Genomic DNA, 16,045 nt, shown 5'->3' with positions numbered 1-16,045 from the left:
CCACGCCCGGCCCCCGTACACCGCCGGGGGGACCACCAGGCACCGCCGCGCACGGGCCGGCGACGACGGGTCCCAGCGGTGGAGGGCGTCCGTCGTGGCTACGATGGGCCAGCCGGTGGCCGATGGGGCCACACGGCCCAGCCAAACCTCGGGAAGGCCATGCTGAACAAGTACGCGCGTGCATTCTTTACGCGTGTCCTCACACCGCTCGCCGCATTTCTGCTCCGCCGTGGAGTGAGCCCCGACGCGGTCACTCTCATCGGTACGGCCGGAGTCATGGCGGGTGCGCTGGTCTTCTTCCCCCGGGGAGAGTTCTTCTGGGGCACGATCGTCATCACGCTGTTCGTCTTCTCGGACCTCATTGACGGCAATATGGCCCGCCAGGCGGGCGTCTCCAGCCGATGGGGCGCGTTCCTCGACTCGACCCTCGACCGGGTCGCCGACGGCGCGATCTTCGGCGGGCTCGCGCTCTGGTACGCGGGCGACGGCGACAACAACGCGCTCTGCGCCGTGTCGATCTTCTGCCTCGCCAGTGGCCAGGTCGTCTCGTACACCAAGGCGCGCGGCGAGGCCATCGGACTGCCGGTCGCCGTCAACGGCCTGATCGAGCGCGCCGAACGGTTGGTCATCACTCTGGTCGCGGCGGGTCTGGCCGGACTGCACGGCTTCGGCGTGCCCGGTATTGACGTCCTGCTGCCGATCGCGCTCTGGATCGTGGCCGTCGGCAGCGCGGTGACCCTGGGACAGCGTGTCGTGACGGTACGCCGGGAGTCCGCGGAGGCCGACGCCGCCGCCCGCAGCGAGGCGGAGGCGAGCTGATGCGCGACCGTCTGACCGACAAGCTGTACGGCGCGGGCTGGAGCACCGTCAAGAAGCTGCCGGAGCCGGTGGCCGCCGCGCTCGGCCGCACCGTCGCCGACGTGGCGTGGAAACGCCGTGGCCAGGGCGTGCTCCGACTGGAGTCCAACCTCGCCCGCGTCGTCCCCGACGCCGGTTCCGAGCGCCTCGCCGAGCTGTCGAAGGCCGGGATGCGCTCGTACATGCGGTACTGGATGGAATCCTTCCGGCTGCCCACCTGGAGCGCCGACCAGGTCCGCGAGAATGTGCAGATCAAGGACACGCACCATCTGCTGGAGGCCATCGACTCCGGCCGGGGGGCGATCGTCGCCCTGCCACACCTGGCCAACTGGGACCTCGCGGGCGTGTGGGCGACCCGGACGCTCGGCATCCCCTTCACCACCGTCGCCGAGCGACTGAAGCCCGAATCGCTGTACGACCGGTTCGTGGCCTACCGCGAGAGCCTGGGCATGGAGGTGCTGCCGCACGCGGGCGGCTCGGCCTTCGGCACCCTGGCGCGGCGGCTGCGCGCGGGCGGTCTGGTCTGCCTCGTCGCCGACCGCGACCTGTCGGCGTCCGGCGTCGAGGTGTCCTACTTCGGCGAGACGGCCCGGATGCCGGCCGGACCCGCGATGCTGGCCCAGCAGACCGGCGCCGCGCTGCTGCCGGTCACCCTCTGGTACGGGGACGCGCCCCGGATGTACGGGCGGATCCACGCGCCCATCGAGGTGCCGGAGACGGGCACCCGGGCCGAGAAGGGGGCGGTCATGACCCAGGCGCTGGCGGACGTCTACGCCACCGGAATCGCCGAGCACCCGGAGGACTGGCACATGCTTCAGCGGCTCTGGCTCGCGGATCTCGAACCCCGCACATCCCCGGAGGGCCGGTCGTGAGGATCGGCATCGTCTGCCCGTACTCCTGGGACGTGCCGGGCGGCGTCCAGTTCCACATCCGGGATCTGGCGGACCACCTCATCCGGCTCGGCCACGAGGTCTCCGTGCTGGCCCCGGCCGACGACGAGACCCCGCTGCCGCCCTTCGTCGTCTCGGCCGGCCGGGCCGTGCCCGTCCCGTACAACGGCTCGGTCGCGCGGCTCAACTTCGGGTTCCTCTCCGCCGCGCGGGTCCGGCGCTGGCTGCACGACGGCACCTTCGACGTCATCCACATCCATGAACCGGCCACGCCCTCGCTGGGGCTGCTCAGTTGCTGGGCGGCGCAGGGGCCGATCGTGGCGACCTTCCACACCTCCAACCCGCGCTCCCGCGCGATGATCGCCGCGTACCCGATCCTGCAGCCCGCGCTGGAGAAGATCAGTGCGCGGATCGCGGTCAGCGAGTACGCGCGGCGGACCCTCGTGGAACATCTGGGCGGGGATGCGGTCGTCATCCCCAACGGCGTCGACGTCGGCTTCTTCGAACGAGCGGAACCGAACCCCGACTGGCAGGGCGGCACCATCGGCTTCATCGGCCGCATCGACGAGCCCCGCAAGGGACTGCCGGTGCTGATGAAGGCGCTGCCCGCGATCCTGGCCGCGTACCCGGAGACCCGGCTGCTGGTGGCGGGGCGCGGGGACGAGCGGGAGGCGGTCGCCGCACTGCCGAAGGAGATGCGCGGGAGCGTCGAATTCCTCGGCATGGTCAGCGACGAGGACAAGGCGCGGCTGCTGCGCAGTGTCGATGTGTACGTCGCGCCCAACACGGGCGGCGAGAGCTTCGGGATCATTCTGGTCGAGGCGCTGTCGGCGGGCGCGCCCGTGCTCGCGAGCGACCTGGACGCGTTCACCCAGGTCCTCGACCGGGGCGAGGCGGGGGAGCTCTTCGCCAATGAGGACGCGGACGCGCTGGCGGGCGCGGCGATCCGGCTGCTGGGGGACCCCCGGCGGCGGGCGGAGCTACGGGACAGGGGGAGCGCGCACGTACGGCGCTTCGACTGGTCGACGGTGGGGGCGGACATCCTGTCGGTGTACGAGACGGTGACCGACGGCGCGGCATCGGTGGCCGCGGATGAACGCCCCGGGCTGCGCGCCCGCTTCGGCCTCGCCCGCGGCTGACCCCTCCGGGGGGGCGGGGTCATCCTGGGCCTCCTGGCTCCGGGGCTTGTCCTCAATCGCCGGACGGGCTGGATTTCTACCTCGGCCTCCTGGCCCCGGGGCTTGTCCTCAATCGCCGGACGGGCTGAATTTCCTCCCCCGGCCCGCATTCCCAGCGGGCCGCCGGAGGATGGGGCCCGCATTCCCAGCCGGTCCGGCGTTTGAGGGCGGACCTTCGTGCCGGGGGGCCGATTCCCAGCCGGTCCGGCGTTTGAGGGCGGACCTTCGTGCCGGGGGGCCGATTCCCAGCCGGTCCGGCGTTTGAGGGCGGACCTTCGTGCCGGGGGGCCGATTCCCAGCCGGTCCGGCGTTTGAGGACGGACCTTCGTGCCGGGGGGCCGCATTCCCAGCCCGTCCGGCGATTGAGGACGGACCCTCGTGCCCAGGGAGCCACAGAGAAACGGACCGCTGCCGGGGGTAACCGGCCGCACGACCAGCCGCAGCCCCCCACAGCGGTAGCCTTGGGCGCCGTGACCGCAACGCTCATCTGGATCCTCGTCGCCCTCCTCCTCATCGGCATGTACCTGAGCTGGACCGCCGGCCGTCTCGACCGCCTCCACGCCCGTATCGACGCCGCCCGCGCCGCCCTCGACGCCCAACTCCTGCGACGCGCCTCGGTCACCCAGGAATTGGCCACCTCCGGGGTGCTCGACCCGGCCGCCTCGATCGTGCTGTACGAGGCGGCCCACGCCGCCCGCCAGGCGGAGGAGGAGAACCGCGAGGTCTCCGAGAGCGAGCTGAGCGCCGCCCTGCGGGCCGTGTTCGAGGAGACGGCGCAGGTCGAGGCGGTCCGCGAGGTGCCGGGCGGCGAGGACGCCACCGTCGAGCTGGCGCAGTCCGTACGCCGGGTCCCGATGGCACGGCGGTTCCACAACGACACCGTGCGCGCGGCCAGGGCGCTCCGCCGCCACCGCACGGTGCGCTGGTTCCGGCTGGCCGGCCACGCGCCGTTCCCGCTGGCCTTCGAGATGGACGACGAGCCGCCGACCGCGCTGGCGGATCGCTCCGTCACCTGAGCCACCCGTCACCTGAGCCACCCGCCCGGCCGTCCCCGACCACACCCCCGCGCGTGGCGGGCGGAACGCCGGTCGAAAACGATCCACCGGCTATTCATTGGCCCTTGCTGTGGACTGGTCGCGAGTTGTTCCATCGATGACACATCCCCCGTTGTCGTCATCCAGTGAGGTCTCTCCGTGTCCAGCACGCTCTCCAGCACCCCGCAGTCGGCCGGCAGCCCGGCGACCGGCACCGCCCGCGTCAAGCGCGGCATGGCCGAGCAGCTCAAGGGCGGCGTCATCATGGACGTGGTCGACGCCGCGCAGGCCAAGATCGCCGAGGACGCCGGCGCGGTCGCCGTCATGGCCCTGGAGCGGGTCCCCGCCGATATCCGCAAGGACGGCGGAGTGGCCCGGATGTCCGACCCGAACATGATCGAGGAGATCATCGAGGCGGTCTCCATCCCGGTCATGGCGAAGTCCCGGATCGGCCACTTCGTCGAGGCCCAGGTGCTCCAGTCGCTCGGAGTGGACTACATCGACGAGTCCGAGGTGCTGACCCCCGCCGACGAGGTCAACCACTCCGACAAGTGGGCCTTCACCACGCCCTTCGTCTGTGGTGCCACCAATCTGGGCGAGGCCCTGCGCCGGATCGCCGAGGGCGCCGCGATGATCCGCTCCAAGGGCGAGGCCGGCACCGGCAATGTGGTCGAGGCCGTCCGCCACCTGCGGCAGATCAAGAACGAGATCGCCCGGCTCCGCGGCTACGACAACAACGAGCTGTACGCCGCGGCCAAGGAACTGCGCGCCCCCTACGAGCTGGTCAAGGAGGTCGCGGAGCTGGGCAAGCTGCCCGTGGTCCTCTTCTCGGCCGGTGGTGTGGCCACCCCCGCCGACGCCGCGCTGATGCGCCAGCTCGGTGCCGAGGGCGTCTTCGTCGGCTCCGGCATCTTCAAGTCCGGTGACCCGGCCAAGCGCGCCGCCGCGATCGTGAAGGCCACCACCTTCTACGACGACCCCAAGGTCATCGCGGACGCCTCCCGCAACCTGGGCGAGGCCATGGTCGGCATCAACTGCGACACCCTGCCCGAGGCCGAGCGTTACGCCAACCGGGGCTGGTGATGACCACTCCCGTGATCGGTGTCCTGGCTCTCCAGGGCGATGTACGGGAGCATCTGATCGCCCTGGCCGCGGTGGACGCCGTGGCCAGGCCGGTCAGGCGCCCGGAAGAGCTGGCCGAGATCGACGGCCTGGTCGTGCCCGGTGGCGAGTCGACCACCATGTCCCGGCTGGCGAACCTCTTCGGCATGATGGAGCCGCTGCGTGAGCGGGTCCGCGCCGGCCTTCCCGTGTACGGCACCTGCGCCGGTCTGATCATGCTCGCCGACAAGATCCTCGACCCCCGGTCCGGCCAGGAGACCATCGGCGGCATCGACATGATCGTCCGCCGTAACGCCTTCGGCCGCCAGAACGAATCCTTCGAGGCGGCCGTCGAACTGACGGGGATCGAGGGCGGCCCGGTCGAGGGCGTCTTCATCCGGGCGCCCTGGGTGGAGTCGATCGGCGCGGAGGTCGAGGTGCTCGCCGAGTACGACGGTCATGTCGTCGCCGTACGACAGGGCCGGGCGCTCGCGACCTCCTTCCACCCCGAACTCACCGGAGACCACCGGGTGCACGGATTCTTCGTGGATATGGTGCGCGCGGCCCGATGACGCGCTCCCGGTAGGATCGCTGCCGAACGCAGCAGCAATGGGTAACGCGAAGGAGACAGGCAGATGTCCGGCCACTCTAAATGGGCTACGACGAAGCACAAGAAGGCCGTGATCGACGCCAAGCGCGGCAAGCTCTTCGCGAAGCTGATCAAGAACATCGAGGTCGCGGCCCGGACCGGCGGCGCCGATGTCGAAGGCAACCCGACCCTCTTCGACGCCATTCAGAAGGCGAAGAAGCAGTCGGTTCCCAATAAGAACATCGACTCGGCCCTCAAGCGCGGCGCCGGCCTGGAGGCCGGCGGCGCCGACTACGAGACGATCATGTACGAGGGGTATGGCCCGAACGGCGTCGCCGTGCTCATCGAGTGCCTCACCGACAACCGCAACCGCGCGGCCTCCGACGTCCGCGTCGCGATGACCCGCAACGGCGGCTCGATGGCGGACCCCGGCTCGGTCTCCTACCTCTTCCACCGCAAGGGCGTGGTGATCGTCCCCAAGGCCGGGCTGAGCGAGGACGACGTGCTCGGTGCGGTGCTCGACGCGGGCGCCGAGGAAGTCAACGACCTCGGTGAGTCCTTCGAGGTGCTCAGCGAGGCCACCGACCTGGTCGCGGTCCGTACCGCGCTCCAGGCCGAGGGCATCGACTACGACTCCGCCGAGGCCAACTTCGTCCCGACCATGCAGGTCGAGCTGGACGAGGACGGTGCGCGGAAGATCTTCAAGCTGATCGACGCGCTGGAGGACAGCGACGACGTGCAGAACGTCTTCGCCAACTTCGACGTGTCCGATGAGGTCATGGAGAAGGTCGACGTCTGACAGCCGCGCACGGAGCCGGTCCGCCACGCCTTCACACGGACCTGCTCATGGTTGCCGCCGAGAACGGGCCGACGGGAGAGACATCCCCGTCGGCCCGTTCCGTGTGCGTTGTCAGTGCGAGCGGATAGCCTGCACGAACAGCTGAACCAAGGAGGGGTGCGTGCGCGTTCTCGGGGTGGACCCAGGGCTGACGCGGTGCGGTGTCGGCGTCGTCGAGGGTGTCGCCGGCCGCCCGCTGACGATGCTCGGCGTTGGCGTCGTCCGCACCGCGGCCGACGCGGAGCTGGGCACCCGGCTGGTCGCCATCGAGCGCGGTATCGAGCAGTGGCTCGACGAGTACCAGCCCGAATGCGTCGCCGTGGAGCGGGTGTTCAGCCAGCACAACGTGCGTACGGTGATGGGCACCGCCCAGGCCAGCGCGGTGGCCATGCTCTGCGCCTCCCGCCGCGGCCTCCCGGTCGTCCTGCACACCCCCAGCGAGGTGAAGGCCGCCGTCACCGGCAGCGGTCGTGCCGACAAGGCCCAGGTCGGCGCGATGGTGACCCGGCTGCTGAGGCTCGACGCCCCGCCGAAGCCCGCGGACGCGGCGGACGCCCTCGCGCTCGCCATCTGTCACATCTGGCGCACCCCCGCGCAGAACCGTCTCCAGCGGGCAGTAGCCCAGCACGCAGCGAAAGGCCGTACCGCATGATCGCCTTTGTGAGCGGCCCGGTCGCCGCCCTCGCCCCCACCACCGCCGTGATCGAGGTCGGCGGTGTCGGGATGGCCGTCCAGTGCGCGCCGAACACCCTCGCTGGGCTCCGGCTGGGACAGCCGGCCAGGCTCGCGACCTCCCTGGTGGTCCGCGAGGACTCCCTCACCCTGTACGGCTTCGCGGACGACGACGAGCGCCAGATCTTCGAGCTGCTCCAGACGGCGAGTGGTGTCGGCCCCCGGTTGGCACAGGCGATGCTCGCCGTGCACAGCCCCGACGCGCTGCGTATCGCCGTCGCCTCCGGTGACGAGAAGGCGCTGACCGCCGTCCCCGGCATCGGAAAGAAGGGCGCGCAGAAGCTGCTCCTGGAGCTGCGGGACCGCCTCGGGGAGCCCGTCGGGACCCCGGGCGCCCTGCGGGGGGTCGGCAGCGCGGTCACCCCGTCCTGGCGGGACCAGCTCCACGCCGCCCTGATCGGCCTCGGGTACGCCACCCGCGAGGCCGACGAGGCGGTGGCGGCGGTCACCCCGGAGGCCGAGGCGATGGCCGGGGAGCCCCAGGTCGGCCGGTTGCTCAAGGCCGCCCTCCAAACCCTGAACCGCACGAGATGACGCGGGTCCCCCCCGGCGGGAGGGCCGTGAGTCACTCGCGGACCCCGGCCCCGCTCCGAGTCGATGCGCTGGTCGACCGGCGCGACTGTTCCGCGCCGGACGGTACCGGGCCCGGCAGCAGCCACTTCCGTACGGGAGGAGCGCTAGTCGATTCGCGCTTCTCATGGATCAAGACCTGACCGCAGGTGGCTCCCGCCGCCCCGACCACATGAGGCACATCCGCAGTGAACTGGGACGACAGCACTCCCGCCCCGGCCGATGACGCCCCGGCCCCGGCCGACGGACGGCTCGTCGGCGCCTCCGCCGACGGCGAGGACCAGGCCGTCGAGGCGGCCCTGCGGCCGAAGTCGCTGGGCGAGTTCGTGGGCCAGGAGCGCGTCCGTGAGCAGCTCGACCTCGTCCTGAAGGCGGCTCTCGCCCGTGGCGCCACCGCCGACCACGTCCTGCTCTCCGGTGCACCGGGGCTCGGCAAGACCACCCTGTCGATGATCATCGCGGCGGAGATGAAGGCGCCGATCCGGATCACCTCGGGCCCCGCCATCCAGCACGCCGGTGATCTCGCCGCGATCCTCTCCTCCCTCCAGGAGGGCGAGGTCCTCTTCCTCGACGAGATCCACCGGATGTCCCGGCCCGCCGAGGAAATGCTCTACATGGCCATGGAGGACTTCCGGGTCGACGTGATCGTGGGCAAGGGCCCCGGCGCCACCGCCATCCCGCTGGAGCTGCCGCCGTTCACCCTGGTCGGCGCCACCACCCGGGCCGGACTGCTGCCGCCCCCGCTGCGTGACCGGTTCGGCTTCACCGGTCACATGGAGTTCTACGACCCGGCCGAGCTGGAGCGGGTCATCCACCGTTCGGCCCAATTGCTCGACCTGGAGATCGACGTCGAGGGCGCCGCGGAGATCGCCGGCCGCTCCCGGGGCACCCCCCGTATCGCCAACCGCCTGCTCCGCCGGGTCCGCGACTACTCCCAGGTCAAGGTGGACGGCCGGATCACCCGTGAGGTGGCCGCCGCCGCCCTGCGGGTGTACGAGGTGGATCACCGCGGCCTCGACCGGCTCGACCGCGCCGTGCTCCAGGCCCTGCTCAAGCTGTTCGGCGGCGGCCCGGTGGGCCTGTCGACGCTCGCGGTGGCCGTGGGGGAGGAGCGGGAGACCGTCGAGGAGGTCGCGGAGCCCTTCCTCGTACGGGAGGGACTGCTGGCCCGCACCCCGCGCGGCCGGGTCGCCACCCCTGCGGCCTGGGCTCATCTCGGTCTCGTACCCCCACCGCAGACACCGGGCGCAAGCGGACAACCCGGGTTGTTCGGGGCGTGACGGCGCGGGCACCGGGCCGGGCAGGAACCACAGTGGGATGCTGGGCGTTGTTCCAATGATGCGGACTCGCTTAGACTCCGCCGATGCCGACCTTCCACGTCGGCGTACCCACCCCCGTAGATAGGCCGCCTCTCCGACGCGGTCGTGTGAAGGAAGTTTCTTCCCGTGAGTCTCGTGACCCTCCTCCCCTTCATTGTGCTCATCGGGGCCATGTTCCTGATGACCCGGTCCGCCAAGAAGAAGCAGCAGCAGGCCGCGCAGATGCGTGACTCGATGCAGCCAGGCACCGGCGTGCGGACGATCGGGGGCATGTACGCCACCGTCAAGGAGCTTCACGACGACACCGTGCTCCTTGAGGTCGCCCCCGGCGTCCACGCCATCTATGCGAAGAACGCCATCGGCGCGGTTCTCGACGACGACGAGTACAACCGCATCGTGCACGGCGACGCTCAGGTGGCCGACGAAGAGACGCCGGTCGTCCCGGACGACGCCTCCTCGCTGACCGGCTCCGACGACTCCGCCGCGTCGGATGCGCCCAAGATCGACCTCGGCAAGAAGCCCGAGTCGGAGGAGACCGGGAGCACGGACGCCGCCGACGAGCCCAAGGACGGCAAGGGCGACAGCGACAAGTAGCCAGGTTCTGGGACCGCGGCGGCTCTGACCGGTGCCGCGCGGTCCCTTGGTCGTGTTGACTTCTGCGGGGGCAGGTCCCCACAACACTTCGTGGCCGCCCCGGCGCGTACCCGGCGCGGGGCGGTTGGACAGGGAGAATCGAGAAGGTGGCAGCACCGAAGAGGGGCCGAAGGCCCGCGGGGGCTCAGGGAAAGCCGGGGCGCACCCTGGTTCTGATCCTGATCGCCATGGTCGCACTGACCGCCGGGATGTTTGTCTCCGGACACACCACGCCGCGGCTGGGCATCGATCTCGCGGGCGGTACGACGATCACGCTGAAGGCCGAGGCTGAGCCCGGCAAGGAAAGCGCGATCAACGAGACCAATATGAACACCGCGGTCGGCATCATCGAGCGCCGTGTCAATGGTCTGGGTGTCTCGGAGGCCGAGGTCCAGACCCAGGGCCGCGAGAACATCATCGTCAACATCCCCAAGGGGACCAATTCCGAGCAGGCCCGTAAGCAGGTCGGTACCACCGCCCAGCTCTACTTCCGGCCCGTTCTGAACGTCGCCGCGGGGGGCACGACCCCGGCGCCCGTCCCGAGCCCCTCGGAGTCCGCCAAGGGCAAGCCCACCGACGGCAAGACAGACAAGGACGCCGAGAAGGCGACCCCCCCGTCCGGTGAGTCGAACCCCAGCGGCAGTCCCCAGGGCCGCGCCGTCACCGAAGGGCTGAAGGCTCCCACGCCGGCCGCCTCCGGTACCCCGTCCGGCACGCCGAAGGCGTCGGAGCCCCCGGCCCCGACCCCCTCCGCCCCTCCGGGCGCGGCCGAGCTGGAGAAGAAGTTCACCGCGCTGAACTGCCTCGACCCCAAGGCGCGCGGCGCGGTCGGTGACAATGTCCGGCCCGAGGAGCCCACGGTCGCCTGTGGCAAGAACGGCGCCGACCAGTGGGAGAAGTACATCCTCGGCCCGGCCGAGGTCGACGGCAAGGACGTCGACGACGCCAAGGGCCAGCTCGACCAGCAGCGCGGCATGTGGATCGTCACGATGGACTTCACCAGCTCCGGCTCGAAGAAGTTCCAGAAGATCACCAGCAAGCTGTCGCAGTCGCAGTCGCCGCAGAACCAGTTCGCGATCGTCCTGGACGGCGAGGTCGTCTCGGCCCCGCAGGTCAACCAGACGCTCAGCGCCAACGCCGAGATCTCCGGCAACTTCAACCAGCAGTCGGCGCAGGACCTCGGCAACATCCTGTCGTACGGCGCGCTGCCCCTGACCTTCGAGGAGCAGAGCGTCACCACCGTGAGCGCGGCGCTCGGCGGTGAGCAGTTGAAGGCCGGTCTGATCGCCGGTGCCATCGGTCTCGCGCTGGTCATCATCTACCTGATCGCCTACTACCGCGGTCTGGCCATGGTCGCCATCCTGAGCCTCCTGGTCTCGGCCGGTCTCACCTACTCGCTGATGGCACTGCTCGGCCCGGCCATCGGCTTCGCGCTGAACCTGCCCGCCGTCTGTGGCGCTATCGTCGCCATCGGTATCACCGCGGACTCGTTCATCGTGTACTTCGAACGCATCCGAGATGAGATCCGCGAGGGCCGCACGCTCGGGCCGGCCGTGCAGCGTGCCTGGCCGCGCGCGCGGCGCACCATCCTGGTCTCCGACTTCGTGTCGTTCCTCGCCGCCGCGGTGCTCTTCCTCGTCACGGTCGGCAAGGTCCAGGGCTTCGCGTTCACGCTCGGTCTGACCACCCTGCTCGACGTCGTCGTGGTGTTCTTCTTCACCAAGCCGATCATGACCATCCTCGCCCGTACCGAGTTCTTCGCCGGCGGTCACCCCTGGTCCGGTCTCGATCCGACGCGTCTGGGAGCCAAGCCCCCGCTGCGTCGCTCGCGCCGCGTCGCTTCCGCCCCCACCGACCCGAAGGAGGCGTGAGATGTCGCGTCTCAGCACCATTGGTGCCAAGCTCTATCGCGGCGAGATCGGTTACGACTTCGTCGCCAAGCGCAAGTTCTGGTATGCCGTCTCGATCCTGATCACCATCGCGGCCATCGCGGGCCTGGCGATCCGGGGCCTCAACATGGGCATCGAGTTCAAGGGCGGCGCGGTCTTCACCACCCCGAAGACCAGCGTCTCCGTGACTCACGCCAAGGAGTACGCGGAAGAGGCATCCGGCCACGACGCCATCGTCCAGAAGCTGGGCAACGGCACGATGCGCATCCAGGTCAGTGGCCTGGACACGGCCCAGGCCACCAAGATCCAAAACCAGCTCGCGCAGGACATGAAGATCCCCGCGGACAAGATCGACGCGGAGCTGGTCGGTCCGAGCTGGGGCAAGCAGATCGCCAACAAGGCATGGACCGGCCTCGCCATCTTCATGGTGCTGGTGGTGATCTATCTGGCCATCGCCTTCGAGTGGAGAATGGCGCTCGCCGCGCTCATCGCGCTCATCCACGACCTCACCATCACCGTCGGTGTCTACGCACTGGTCGGCTTCGAGGTCACCCCGGGCACGGTGATCGGTCTGCTCACGATCCTTGGTTACTCCCTCTACGACACCGTCGTCGTGTTCGACGGTCTCAAGGAGGGCGCCGTCGGGATCACTAAACAGACGCAATCGACCTACAGCGAGGTCGCCAACCGCAGCCTCAACGCCACCCTGGTGCGTTCCATCAACACCACCGTGGTCGCCCTGCTCCCGGTCGCCGGTCTGCTCTTCATCGGCGGTGGCTTCCTCGGCGCCGGCATGTTGAACGACATCTCCCTGTCGCTCTTCGTCGGCCTCGCGGCCGGTGCGTACTCCTCCATCTTCATCGCCACCCCGCTCGTCGCCGACTTCAAGGAACGCGACCCGCAGATGAAGGCCCTGAAGAAGCGGGTGCTCGCCAAGCGTGCAGCCGCCGAGGCCAGGGGCGAGTCCCCGGACGACACCGACGGTTCGGAGGGGTCCGAGGGTGATGCGCTGCCCGGTGACACCGCCGCCGCGGGTGCCGCCGGTGCCGTGGTCGGCCCGCGTGGCCGGGGTCGCGGCCGTTCGTCGGACCGACGCCGATGACCACCGTCCCCCAGGAGTTGCTCCTCAGCCGCATCCGTGACGTACCCGACTATCCGCAGCCGGGAGTGGTCTTCAAGGACATCACCCCGCTGCTCGCTGACCCCGAGGCGTTCACCGCCCTGACCGACGCGCTCGTCGGTCTGTGCGTGCGGCACGGGGCCACGAAGATCGTCGGTCTGGAGGCGCGCGGCTTCATCCTGGGCGCCCCCGTGGCGGTCCGCGCCGGGCTGGGATTCGTCCCCGTGCGCAAGGCGGGCAAGCTCCCCGGAGTCACCCTCTCGCAGGGGTACGACCTGGAGTACGGCTCCGCCGAGATCGAGGTGCACGCCGAGGACCTGCGGCCGGGCGACCGGGTCATGGTCATCGACGATGTGCTCGCCACCGGTGGCACCGCCGGAGCCGCGCTGGAGCTGATCCGCCGCGGCGGCGCCGAGGTGGCGGGCGTCTCGGTCCTGATGGAGCTGGGCTTCCTCGGCGGCCGTGACCGCCTGGAGCCCGCCCTGCGCGGAGCTCCGCTGGAGGCGCTGCTCACCCTGTGAGCCACGCCTTCCGAGGCTGTCGGAACGGGCCCCTGGGGGCGTCCTGGGAATTCCAGGACCCCAGGGGCCCGTTTCATCCCCTGGAGCACCAGTACGCCGAGGTCGATACGATGGCCTCTCCGGACCTGTCCCGGGGGACCCGGAACCGCACGAGGAGCGCTCTTGCCAGACGAGGCCCGTCCCGCCACCGCCGCGCACCCCGCCCAGCAGGCCGACAAGGCCGCGGCGGGCGCTGTGACGCCCGAGAAGACGCCGGCCGAGCGGCCCGCGCCGGCCCAGCCCGAGCGGGCGAAGGGCGCGCTCCCGGCATCGGCCCTGAAGCCCGCCACCCCGGCATCGGCGTACAAGCCGCGGACGACGTCCGCCCCCTCGGCCGCCGCCCGCGGCGCCGCCTCGTCGAACCGGGTGCGGGCCCGTCTCGCCCGCTTGGGCGTGCAGCGCTCGTCCCCGTACAACCCGGTCCTGGAACCCCTGCTGCGCATAGTGCGCGGCAACGATCCCAAGATCGAGACCGCCACACTCCGCCAGATCGAGCGCTCCTACCAGGTCGCCGAGCGCTGGCACCGGGGCCAGAAGCGCAAGAGCGGCGACCCGTACATCACCCACCCGCTGGCCGTCACCACCATCCTCGCCGAGTTGGGCATGGACCCGGCCACCCTGATGGCCGGGCTGCTCCACGACACCGTGGAGGACACCGAGTACGGCCTGGACACCCTCCGCCGCGACTTCGGCGACCAGGTCGCCCTGCTCGTGGACGGCGTCACCAAGCTGGACAAGGTCAAGTTCGGCGAGGCCGCGCAGGCCGAGACCGTGCGCAAGATGGTCGTCGCGATGGCCAAGGACCCCCGGGTCCTGGTGATCAAGCTCGCCGACCGACTGCACAACATGCGCACCATGCGCTATCTCAAGCGGGAGAAGCAGGAGAAGAAGGCCCGCGAGACGCTGGAGATCTACGCCCCGCTCGCCCACCGGCTGGGCATGAACACCATCAAGTGGGAGCTGGAGGACCTCGCCTTCGCGATCCTCTACCCCAAGATGTACGACGAGATCGTGCGGCTCGTCGCCGAGCGGGCGCCCAAGCGGGACGAGTACCTCGCCATAGTGACCGACGAGGTCCAGTCCGATCTGCGCTCCGCCCGGATCAAGGCCACCGTCACCGGGCGCCCCAAGCACTACTACAGCGTCTACCAGAAGATGATCGTCCGCGGTCGTGACTTCGCGGAGATCTACGACCTGGTCGGCATCCGCGTCCTCGTGGACACGGTCCGCGACTGTTACGCGGCGCTCGGCACCGTCCACGCGCGATGGAACCCGGTCCCCGGCCGGTTCAAGGACTACATCGCGATGCCGAAGTTCAACATGTACCAGTCGCTGCACACGACGGTCATCGGCCCCAACGGCAAGCCCGTCGAACTCCAGATCCGCACCTTCGACATGCACCGCCGCGCCGAGTACGGCATCGCCGCGCACTGGAAGTACAAGCAGGAGGCCGTCGCCGGCGCCTCCAAGGTGCGCACCGACGTACCGAAGAAGGCCGGCAAGGACGACCACATCAACGACATGGCGTGGTTGCGCCAACTGCTGGACTGGCAGAAGGAGACCGAGGACCCCTCGGAGTTCCTGGAGTCGCTGCGCTTCGACCTCTCCCGCAACGAGGTCTTCGTCTTCACGCCCAAGGGCGACGTCATAGCGCTCCCGGCGGGGGCGACCCCCGTCGACTTCGCGTACGCCGTCCATACGGAGGTCGGCCACCGCACCATAGGCGCCCGGGTCAACGGACGGCTCGTCCCTCTGGAGTCCACGCTCGACAACGGCGATCTCGTCGAGGTCTTCACCTCCAAGGCCGAAGGCGCCGGACCCTCCCGGGACTGGCTCGGATTCGTCAAATCGCCCCGGGCCCGCAACAAGATCCGCGCCTGGTTCTCCAAGGAGCGCCGCGACGAGGCGATCGAGCAGGGCAAGGACGCCATCGTCCGGGCCATGCGCAAGCAGAATCTGCCGATCCAGCGCATCCTCACCGGTGACTCGCTGGTCACCCTCGCGCACGAGATGCGCTACCCCGACATCTCATCGCTGTACGCGGCGATCGGCGAGGGCCATGTCGCCGCGCAGGGCGTCGTCCAGAAGCTGGTGCAGGCGCTCGGCGGTGAGGAGGCCGCCAACGAGGACATCGCGGAGTCGACCCCACCCTCGCGCAGCCGCTCCAAGCGCCGCGCCAACGCCGATCCCGGCGTCGTCGTCAAGGGCGTCGAGGACGTCTGGGTCAAGCTCGCCCGCTGCTGCACCCCGGTGCCGGGCGACCCGATCATCGGCTTCGTCACCCGGGGCAGCGGAGTGTCGGTGCACCGCGCCGACTGCGTCAACGTCGACTCGCTGTCACAGCAGCCCGAGCGCATCCTCGACGTCGAATGGGCACCCACCCAGTCGTCGGTCTTCCTGGTCGCCATCCAGGTCGAGGCGCTGGACCGGTCCCGGCTGCTGTCGGACGTCACCCGGGTCCTCTCCGACCAGCACGTCAACATCCTCTCCGCGGCCGTCCAGACCTCCCGCGACCGGGTGGCCACCTCCCGGTTCACCTTCGAGATGGGCGACCCCAAGCACCTCGGACACGTCCTGAAGGCGGTACGCGGCGTGGAGGGCGTCTACGACGTGTACCGGGTCACCTCGGCCCGCCGACCGTAGTCCGGGGCCCGGAGCGCGCCACACAGCCCCGGCTCCCGCGCCGACGACCGCACGACCCCGGCCACGCAGAAGGGCCTCCCGCACACGATGT

The 16,045-nt window shown here is 70.2% G+C and carries 15 protein-coding genes; all 15 read left to right on the top strand.

Annotation, left to right across the window (positions count from 1 at the left end):
* Positions 1-159: 159 nt before the first annotated feature.
* A complete protein-coding gene (gene pgsA, locus ACH4S7_RS25820) occupies positions 160-819 on the top strand; it encodes a phosphatidylinositol phosphate synthase (protein ID WP_398523672.1) in 660 nt (219 codons plus the stop codon).
* Positions 819-1,730: a phosphatidylinositol mannoside acyltransferase gene (locus ACH4S7_RS25815; RefSeq protein ID WP_398523671.1), complete on the top strand. Its 912-nt coding sequence runs from the start codon at positions 819-821 to the stop codon at positions 1,728-1,730. The genes pgsA and ACH4S7_RS25815 overlap by 1 nt, the downstream gene beginning before the upstream one ends.
* Positions 1,727-2,887 (top strand): glycosyltransferase family 4 protein, encoded by a 1,161-nt coding sequence (locus tag ACH4S7_RS25810; protein WP_398523670.1) that lies wholly within the window; start codon positions 1,727-1,729, stop codon positions 2,885-2,887. The genes ACH4S7_RS25815 and ACH4S7_RS25810 overlap by 4 nt, the downstream gene beginning before the upstream one ends.
* Before the next feature lie 509 nt (positions 2,888-3,396).
* On the top strand, positions 3,397-3,942 hold the full coding sequence (locus ACH4S7_RS25805) for a hypothetical protein (RefSeq protein ID WP_398523669.1): 546 nt from the start codon (positions 3,397-3,399) through the stop codon (positions 3,940-3,942).
* A 177-nt stretch (positions 3,943-4,119) separates the two neighbouring features.
* On the top strand, positions 4,120-5,043 hold the full coding sequence (gene pdxS / locus ACH4S7_RS25800) for a pyridoxal 5'-phosphate synthase lyase subunit PdxS (protein ID WP_398523668.1): 924 nt from the start codon (positions 4,120-4,122) through the stop codon (positions 5,041-5,043).
* Positions 5,043-5,633 (top strand): pyridoxal 5'-phosphate synthase glutaminase subunit PdxT, encoded by a 591-nt coding sequence (gene pdxT / locus ACH4S7_RS25795; RefSeq protein WP_398523667.1) that lies wholly within the window; start codon positions 5,043-5,045, stop codon positions 5,631-5,633. The genes pdxS and pdxT overlap by 1 nt, the downstream gene beginning before the upstream one ends.
* A gap of 63 nt (positions 5,634-5,696) precedes the next feature.
* Positions 5,697-6,449, top strand: a complete 753-nt coding sequence (locus ACH4S7_RS25790; RefSeq protein WP_398523666.1) for a YebC/PmpR family DNA-binding transcriptional regulator — start codon at positions 5,697-5,699, stop codon at positions 6,447-6,449.
* A gap of 160 nt (positions 6,450-6,609) precedes the next feature.
* Complete coding sequence (gene ruvC / locus ACH4S7_RS25785; protein WP_398523665.1) at positions 6,610-7,140, top strand: crossover junction endodeoxyribonuclease RuvC; 531 nt, start codon at positions 6,610-6,612, stop codon at positions 7,138-7,140.
* A complete protein-coding gene (ruvA, locus tag ACH4S7_RS25780) occupies positions 7,137-7,754 on the top strand; it encodes a Holliday junction branch migration protein RuvA (RefSeq protein WP_398523664.1) in 618 nt (205 codons plus the stop codon). Before ruvC ends, ruvA begins: the two co-directional genes overlap by 4 nt.
* 224 nt (positions 7,755-7,978) lie before the next feature.
* Positions 7,979-9,070, top strand: a complete 1,092-nt coding sequence (gene ruvB, locus ACH4S7_RS25775) for a Holliday junction branch migration DNA helicase RuvB (RefSeq protein WP_398523663.1) — start codon at positions 7,979-7,981, stop codon at positions 9,068-9,070.
* A 165-nt stretch (positions 9,071-9,235) separates the two neighbouring features.
* Complete coding sequence (gene yajC / locus ACH4S7_RS25770) at positions 9,236-9,703, top strand: preprotein translocase subunit YajC (protein ID WP_398523662.1); 468 nt, start codon at positions 9,236-9,238, stop codon at positions 9,701-9,703.
* Between the two features lie 146 nt (positions 9,704-9,849).
* Positions 9,850-11,613, top strand: a complete 1,764-nt coding sequence (secD, locus tag ACH4S7_RS25765; protein WP_398523661.1) for a protein translocase subunit SecD — start codon at positions 9,850-9,852, stop codon at positions 11,611-11,613.
* A 1-nt stretch (position 11,614) separates the two neighbouring features.
* Complete coding sequence (gene secF, locus ACH4S7_RS25760) at positions 11,615-12,733, top strand: protein translocase subunit SecF (RefSeq protein WP_398523660.1); 1,119 nt, start codon at positions 11,615-11,617, stop codon at positions 12,731-12,733.
* Positions 12,730-13,272: an adenine phosphoribosyltransferase gene (locus tag ACH4S7_RS25755; protein ID WP_398523659.1), complete on the top strand. Its 543-nt coding sequence runs from the start codon at positions 12,730-12,732 to the stop codon at positions 13,270-13,272. The genes secF and ACH4S7_RS25755 overlap by 4 nt, the downstream gene beginning before the upstream one ends.
* Before the next feature lie 162 nt (positions 13,273-13,434).
* Positions 13,435-15,954 carry a RelA/SpoT family protein gene (locus tag ACH4S7_RS25750; RefSeq protein ID WP_398523658.1) on the top strand — a complete coding sequence of 840 codons (2,520 nt, stop codon included), beginning with the start codon at positions 13,435-13,437 and terminating at the stop codon, positions 15,952-15,954.
* Positions 15,955-16,045: the final 91 nt, after the last annotated feature.

This window comes from Streptomyces sp. NPDC020965 (assembly GCF_044333555.1).
Taxonomy (GTDB): Bacteria; Actinomycetota; Actinomycetes; order Streptomycetales; family Streptomycetaceae; genus Streptomyces.
Note: the sequence above shows the minus strand (reverse complement) of the source record. Positions and strands in the feature narration are given on the sequence as shown.

What these genes read in the sequence shown, in the direction of transcription:
- ACH4S7_RS25790 (WP_398523666.1), top strand. Translation starts at nt 5,697, where the DNA reads ATGTCCGGCCACTCTAAATGGGCTACGACGAAGCACAAGAAGGCCGTG.
- secF (WP_398523660.1), top strand. Translation starts at nt 11,615, where the DNA reads ATGTCGCGTCTCAGCACCATTGGTGCCAAGCTCTATCGCGGCGAGATC.
- pgsA (WP_398523672.1), top strand. Translation starts at nt 160, where the DNA reads ATGCTGAACAAGTACGCGCGTGCATTCTTTACGCGTGTCCTCACACCG.
- ACH4S7_RS25815 (WP_398523671.1), top strand. Translation starts at nt 819, where the DNA reads ATGCGCGACCGTCTGACCGACAAGCTGTACGGCGCGGGCTGGAGCACC.
- pdxT (WP_398523667.1), top strand. Translation starts at nt 5,043, where the DNA reads ATGACCACTCCCGTGATCGGTGTCCTGGCTCTCCAGGGCGATGTACGG.
- ruvA (WP_398523664.1), top strand. Translation starts at nt 7,137, where the DNA reads ATGATCGCCTTTGTGAGCGGCCCGGTCGCCGCCCTCGCCCCCACCACC.
- ACH4S7_RS25755 (WP_398523659.1), top strand. Translation starts at nt 12,730, where the DNA reads ATGACCACCGTCCCCCAGGAGTTGCTCCTCAGCCGCATCCGTGACGTA.